We start from the raw sequence: 5,717 nt of genomic DNA, 5'->3' as shown, positions 1-5,717 counted from the left end.
GGAATAATAAACGACTCCGGCAGCGTGATTTTGCTCCCGTTGTGCTCGTTGACTCGAATTCCACCGCCGTCGTAGAGCATAGCCAGGTTCGGATAACGTCGGTGCCGTTCAGGCGATTCGGCGATGTGCTTTTCACGTCGTCGTTGATATGCATACCCTGCGGGCTGAAATGTTTGAGTGATGCTTCCAGTTTCATGCGGCCACTTCTCCGATATCAGAAATTAAAATTTGTCCGGTTACACCCCAGAGCTTTGTTACCCGCAAATCCCAGATATGTGCGTCATCAGCAAACAGCGCATCCATCAGCGCTTTAATCATGTTGTCGACATCCGGCTTATGCTGGTGAGCCTGCCCGTTCATCACTTTGCGTTTCTTCTGGCTCCAGCTCGCCGGCATCGGCAGGATGAAGGTAATGTGACTTCCCGCCTCCGGCATGGTGACTTTCTTCAGCCTGACCTCATCGCAGAATGCCCGGTAGCGAAGCACGACCTCCCGTTGTTTCCATTTGTCTGCGCGAGTTTGTCGGGGCTTGCCCATTGGCGTGATGTTAAAAATCTGCATTATTAGCCTGGCTCCCTCTGGTATAGCGGCGTTGCTGTGGCTTCGGTTTAGGCATTGAACGCTGCCGGGCTTCTTCCTGGTCAATCGGCAGGAAATGACCGTTATAGAACCGGCGGTAAATGGTCCCCAGTTCACCATTGCGTTGTTTTGTCACGTTGATTTCGGCAATGCCCTTTGCCGGGGATTCCGGGTTGTAAACCTCATCGCGGTACAGCATCAGGATCAGGTCGGCGTCGGCCTCAATCTCACCGGAGTTCTTCATGTCGGAGTTCATGGGCCGTTTGTTGGGTCTGGACTCTACCCCGCGGGAAAGTTGGCTCAGTGCGATAACGGGGGTTTTGTTAGCCTTGGCCAGTCGCTTGAGCCCCTTGGAGACTTCACCCACGGCAAGGTCATAACGCGCGTTACTCTGGATTTTGATAAGCGCTAGGTAATCGACGACCACCAGCGCAATCTCCGGATGCTCCAGCTGATAACGGGTGGCGGTCTGGTGAATCTGTTCGACGGTCAGGTCGGTGGCATCAGTGATCCAGATATTGCGAGTGGCCAGGCGCTCCATGCCGTTAAAGAATCGCGCCCAGTCTTCGTCTTCAAACTGGCTCGCGGCCTTCAGGCGGGATACTGGCATGCCGCCCGATGCTGAAACCATACGTTTTGCGATCTGGGTGTCGGACATTTCCATGCTGAAAAACAGCACACCGTGCCCCTGCGCAGATACCTTGTCGATGATGTCCAGCGCCAGCTCGGTTTTCCCCATCGATGGCCGAGCCGCGATAAACACTAAATCCGTTAATTCGATACCACCTGTCTTCGCATCAAGCTCCTCAATCCCGGTAAGCAGGCAGCGAGTCTCATCCCTTCCCTCACTGCGGGATTCAACCTCATCAGTCACCGCGGCGAGCAGGTCTGAAATATGCACGGGCTGCACGATGTCGGCCGAAATGTCGATGGCAGACATGGCCTGCTTTGCCGACTCCAGAGCGGCAAGAGCTGCGTCGCCGTTGCTGGCTGTCCTGATTTGTTCCAGTGCCGTTTCAAGCATCACCTGAGCATCACGAACGCCGGCATTGCGAAGGAGCACATCGACGTAAGAGACCAGCGCGGTTTTCGCCCAGCTTACCCGGGTGGTTTCCAGAATGGTTGTTTGAAGTGCCGGCAGTGTTTCGCACAGCAACAGCGGATCAATCACCCCGCCGCCGCGGGCCTGCCGGCAGATACCTGTGTAAATTTCACGGTACTGACGAACCGAGAAGGAACTCGCCGGCAACCGGGAAAGAATATCCAGTACCTCAGGGTCGGCACGGCGTAAAAATATAGCGCCGATGACCGCCCCTTCCAGATCTTCGTTTTTCCACACTGGCGTCATGCCGACACCCCGTCATTGCCACGGAAGCTTTCCCAGTTAAACGCCAGGCGGTTGCGTCCGCCATTGGTCACGCGGTCAACGATGCGCTCACCGATGGAATCCTTAAGCTGCTCAAAGGTCAGGTTGCTGATCAGGATGGTGGGTAACACATTCTCGTAGCGGGCGTTGACGATCTCCTGCAGGATGGCCAGCTCTGAGGCGCTGCCAAACTGCACGCCTACTTCGTCGATGACCAGTAGGTCAAGGCCTGTAAAGTGATCCAGTACACTGTCTTCCGTCACTTCAGAGCTGTGACGCCAGGTGCTTTTTACAGCACGCATAACACGCATCACATCAGTTATTTCAACGCGAGCCAGGTGGGTGCGAATGATGTTTTTTGCCATTGCGACCGCAAGGTGATTTTTGCCGGTACCACACTTCCCTACCATCAGCAGGCCTAACCCAGCTTCATAGCAGTGCCCCCAGTTTTCAGCATAACGCCGGCAAGCGGAGAGGTTTTTCACTGCATCCTGATTCACGGCCTGGTAGTTATCGAACTCGCAACCTTCGAAGCGGCGCGCGATACCAGCGCGATCCAGCAGATCATCGACACGAAGTGCGCGCAGTTTTGAGTCCACCTCTGCCAGTTCTTCTTTCAGGCACTCCGGGCATCGTGAGTGTTTAAAATTCTCGCCGCCGCGAAAAGCTTTGCCCACCAGGGAAAAACGTTCAAACCCGCCGTGTTTTTCGCAGGTGATGGTCTCAACTTTCCCGGACTCCCACCCGGCGTAGCCCCACGGAAGTCTGTGCTCCAGTGCGAAAGCCAATTCTTCGTTCAGGTGCTCCTGAGTTGCTTTCAGGTCTGTGCGCTCTTTGTGTTGATTCAATAAATTTAACATTTGAATTATCTCCCGATTACCACTGACAACCTGATTCGCCATAGTCCTGCTCGCTAAACCCGGATACCGGCAGCGCGCCAGGGCGCCCACCTCCGGGAGCGGATGGCGCCTGCCAGGATTCTTCGAAGTGCCGATCGGGCCCAAAGAACGTCGCCGCCTGCTTGACGAACTGGGTGCCGACACTGCCGGTTGCACGGGAGTAGGCTGCATAGCGTTTAACGCCTGCCAGTATGTCTTCAGGCTTAACTCCGTCTTTCAGGCGGGCTTTCCATGCTTTGAAAGCTCCCGACTTTGAATTACCACCGGCGCGTTTGGGGTATGCCTGCCAGGCTGTTTCGAAATCAGGAGAATAATCCTGTTTTGCAGAACGGGCCGGTGCAGAGGCGTCAGCCGATGCGCCAGAATGTTTTATAGGTTCATTGACTGGTTCTTTGACTGGTTCAAAAGAGTGACTGATTCTGGGTGCAGCTCCTGCACTACCCCCTGGTGAATCTCCTGCACCACCTAGTGAATCTGCTGCACCAGGTAGTGAACGATTTGCACTACCCCCTGGTGAATCTCCTGCACCACGTAAGGTGAGTTGATAAATGTTGCTGGAATTACCCTTTGGGCCAGTCCGAGACTCTTTTTTAATCAACCCACGCTCGCAGAGCGCCTCAATGTGATTCATCACAGAGCGCTTACTGATTTCGCACTGATCAGCAATGTGCTGGTAACTCGGCCAGCATTCCCCTAGATCGCTGGCGTTGTCGGCCAACTTCAGCAGCACAAGTTTGCGCAGAGGATTGCCCACCCTGAGTTTCATTGCCTGAACCATGAGCTCCATACTCATTTGAAAGTCCTCAGACTGATATCACCGGCTGCTTTGCCAGCGCTTGATTTGTAATCGGATACTCTGGTATGGTTTTTCATGAATTTACCCCGCTAGGTAGATTTGAGTGGTTATACGTAGCAAAGTCAGAACAAGCCGGGATGAACTCCACCAGCTCTTCCCGGCTTTTTCTTTGCTGATTTCCGTTCGGATGTCGTTGTCTGCCCGATAGCCCACTGACGCGCACGAAAGAGACAATCCTCGAAGATCGCCCCCTTTCTGCTTGCCTGCGAGCTTCTGCGGTAATAATCCACTCCGTGCTCAGCCTCCCCCCTGCGACACTCCCACTGAAGCCCTCAGCTTTCAGCGCCGACGTTATGTGCTTGCGAATGAAGTCTTCAGGTGACATGTCACACCTCGGCAGCATTCTGCCGACGGCCAGCCATTGCCGCAGACAGGATTTCTTGCTCGGTATAGAGCCCCTCAGACGCCTCTGCAATCGCTCGGGCCAGGAGTGTTTCGCCAGTAAAATCACTGCGCGGAAGTGTGTTCTGAACCTCCCACTTGTAAACCTGCCTCAAGGTCCGCCCCGTAACCTGCGAAACCTTCCTTAAACCAACATCTCTGAGTATTTGAGAAAACATATTTACCCCGGTGACAAAATGAACATAATGTACATATTAAATGGAATAGAAAGTTCATGCAAGTTGATATAGGGTGTACACATGGTTCAAAATGAAAAAGTGCGAAAAGATTTCTCCGAGAGGCTGGCACTGGCCTGCAAGAAAGCGGGGATTGATACACATGGCCGCGGTGTAGCTATCGCTTCGGCACTGTCTTTAACACCTAAGGCTGTCAGTAAGTGGTTTAATGCTGAGACGATGCCTCGTCAGGATAAACTTTTCTTACTGGCCAAGTTCCTAAAGGTCGATCCACTCTGGCTCCAGCATGGTGACATTGCCGAAACTTCGCCTCGGCATGGGGCGGATACGATTGAGTACATAGGGCAAATAAAAAATGGACTTGTCAGGGTCATAGGTGAGGCAATGTTAGGGGTTGATGGCAGCATTGAGATGGTTGAGGAGAACGATGGCTGGCTCAAAATTTACAGTGATGATCCTGATGCGTTTGGCTTAAGAGTGAGAGGTGACAGCATGTGGCCACGCATTCAATCAGGAGAATTTGTGTTGGTCGAACCAAATAAAAACGTTTGCCCTGGCGACGAGGTTTTTGTAAGAACCAAGAGCGGACATAATATGATCAAGGTATTGGGCTATGACCGTGATGGTAAGTACCAGTTCACCAGCATCAACCAAGACCATAGACCAATAACAATGCCTTACCATGAAGTAGAAAAACTCGAATATGTAGCTGGAATACTTAAACAATCCAGACACATAGAAGATGATGAATTAGAAGCCCAGTTAAAATCCAATCACTAATATAATCCCGGGTTTCCGGGATTTTTTTTACTTAATTCCCTTCAAAATCAAATTCATATACAAAATGTTCATTTCTCAAATCAATAAATGAACATTTTGTTCTTGATAAAAATGAACATCATGTACATAATCATCTCATCGGCAAACAACGGAGCCAATGTGATGAAAATGACAGTTCCAGAACTCAAGCAATTTAAACAATCTGCAGAGAATGTATTTCAAGCAGAAGTGATCTGTTCTCTTCTTGAGGATTATCCGCACCAATTAGCAGATTCTGAACTTTATGCGATAGCGTCTCTTATTAAAAAGCTGACTGGTGATGCTTATGTCTACATGAATGAGGTCATTTATCAGCAAGAGGGGGTCGGACAATGAAAACTCCCGTTCAGATGCTTGAAACTATCGCAGCGTATATCGCTGAAAACACCGTGCTTCTGGAACTTATTTATAAGCACAGCAACGAAGATCACGAAACTGATTGTGCAATGGCTTGCTTAATTCGCTCAATGAAAAAGATGCTGGATATCACGAACGAATATATTAAGGAATATAGCGACGCGTCTGCCCCCCCGGCAGGAAAAGGACGAGAGTGATATTGCCGATGATGTTTTTTATGCGACAGTCAGTGCGGCAAAACTCCGGGAGGTGGCTCACGTATA

The 5,717-nt window shown here is 51.2% G+C and carries 7 protein-coding genes and 1 pseudogene; 3 read left to right on the top strand and 5 right to left on the bottom strand.

What is annotated here, in order from left to right:
• From ACI2JR_RS27895 to ACI2JR_RS27875, 5 genes and pseudogenes are all read right to left on the bottom strand, one after another.
• Positions 1-196 (bottom strand): annotated as a pseudogene (locus tag ACI2JR_RS27895) (hypothetical protein); the annotation flags it as partial.
• Positions 193-561, bottom strand: a complete 369-nt coding sequence (locus ACI2JR_RS27890; RefSeq protein ID WP_462480063.1) for a RusA family crossover junction endodeoxyribonuclease — start codon at positions 559-561, stop codon at positions 193-195. The gene ACI2JR_RS27890 and the pseudogene ACI2JR_RS27895, both read right to left, overlap by 4 nt.
• On the bottom strand, positions 548-1,927 hold the full coding sequence (locus ACI2JR_RS27885; protein WP_462480062.1) for a replicative DNA helicase: 1,380 nt from the start codon (positions 1,925-1,927) through the stop codon (positions 548-550). Before ACI2JR_RS27885 ends, ACI2JR_RS27890 begins: the two co-directional genes overlap by 14 nt.
• Positions 1,924-2,805: an ATP-binding protein gene (locus tag ACI2JR_RS27880; protein WP_462480061.1), complete on the bottom strand. Its 882-nt coding sequence runs from the start codon at positions 2,803-2,805 to the stop codon at positions 1,924-1,926. Before ACI2JR_RS27880 ends, ACI2JR_RS27885 begins: the two co-directional genes overlap by 4 nt.
• A 16-nt stretch (positions 2,806-2,821) precedes the next feature.
• Positions 2,822-3,637, bottom strand: a complete 816-nt coding sequence (locus ACI2JR_RS27875) for a helix-turn-helix domain-containing protein (RefSeq protein ID WP_462480060.1) — start codon at positions 3,635-3,637, stop codon at positions 2,822-2,824.
• Positions 3,638-4,341: 704 nt separating this feature from the next.
• Here ACI2JR_RS27875 and ACI2JR_RS27870 point away from each other — a divergent pair.
• The 3 genes from ACI2JR_RS27870 to ACI2JR_RS27860 all read left to right on the top strand — a co-directional run bounded on the left by ACI2JR_RS27870 (position 4,342) and on the right by ACI2JR_RS27860 (position 5,651).
• Positions 4,342-5,058, top strand: coding sequence for a helix-turn-helix transcriptional regulator (locus ACI2JR_RS27870; protein WP_462480059.1), 717 nt, complete (start codon positions 4,342-4,344; stop codon positions 5,056-5,058).
• A gap of 162 nt (positions 5,059-5,220) precedes the next feature.
• Entirely contained in the window at positions 5,221-5,433 is a 213-nt protein-coding gene (locus tag ACI2JR_RS27865) for a hypothetical protein (protein ID WP_462480058.1), read from the top strand.
• Complete coding sequence (locus ACI2JR_RS27860) at positions 5,430-5,651, top strand: hypothetical protein (protein ID WP_462480057.1); 222 nt, start codon at positions 5,430-5,432, stop codon at positions 5,649-5,651. The genes ACI2JR_RS27865 and ACI2JR_RS27860 overlap by 4 nt, the downstream gene beginning before the upstream one ends.
• Positions 5,652-5,717 lie beyond the last annotated feature (66 nt).

Origin of the sequence: Klebsiella sp. NPDC088457 (assembly GCF_044900465.1) — a bacterium.
Lineage (GTDB): Bacteria > Pseudomonadota > Gammaproteobacteria > Enterobacterales > Enterobacteriaceae > Klebsiella.
This window is presented reverse-complemented; position numbering and strand designations above follow the sequence as displayed.

Bases quoted from the DNA above. Each gene is read 5' to 3' on its own strand.
- ACI2JR_RS27890 (WP_462480063.1), bottom strand. From the start codon at position 561: ATGCAGATTTTTAACATCACGCCAATGGGCAAGCCCCGACAAACTCGC.
- ACI2JR_RS27885 (WP_462480062.1), bottom strand. From the start codon at position 1,927: ATGACGCCAGTGTGGAAAAACGAAGATCTGGAAGGGGCGGTCATCGGC.
- ACI2JR_RS27880 (WP_462480061.1), bottom strand. From the start codon at position 2,805: ATGTTAAATTTATTGAATCAACACAAAGAGCGCACAGACCTGAAAGCA.
- ACI2JR_RS27875 (WP_462480060.1), bottom strand. From the start codon at position 3,637: ATGAGTATGGAGCTCATGGTTCAGGCAATGAAACTCAGGGTGGGCAAT.
- ACI2JR_RS27870 (WP_462480059.1), top strand. From the start codon at position 4,342: ATGGTTCAAAATGAAAAAGTGCGAAAAGATTTCTCCGAGAGGCTGGCA.
- ACI2JR_RS27865 (WP_462480058.1), top strand. From the start codon at position 5,221: ATGAAAATGACAGTTCCAGAACTCAAGCAATTTAAACAATCTGCAGAG.
- ACI2JR_RS27860 (WP_462480057.1), top strand. From the start codon at position 5,430: ATGAAAACTCCCGTTCAGATGCTTGAAACTATCGCAGCGTATATCGCT.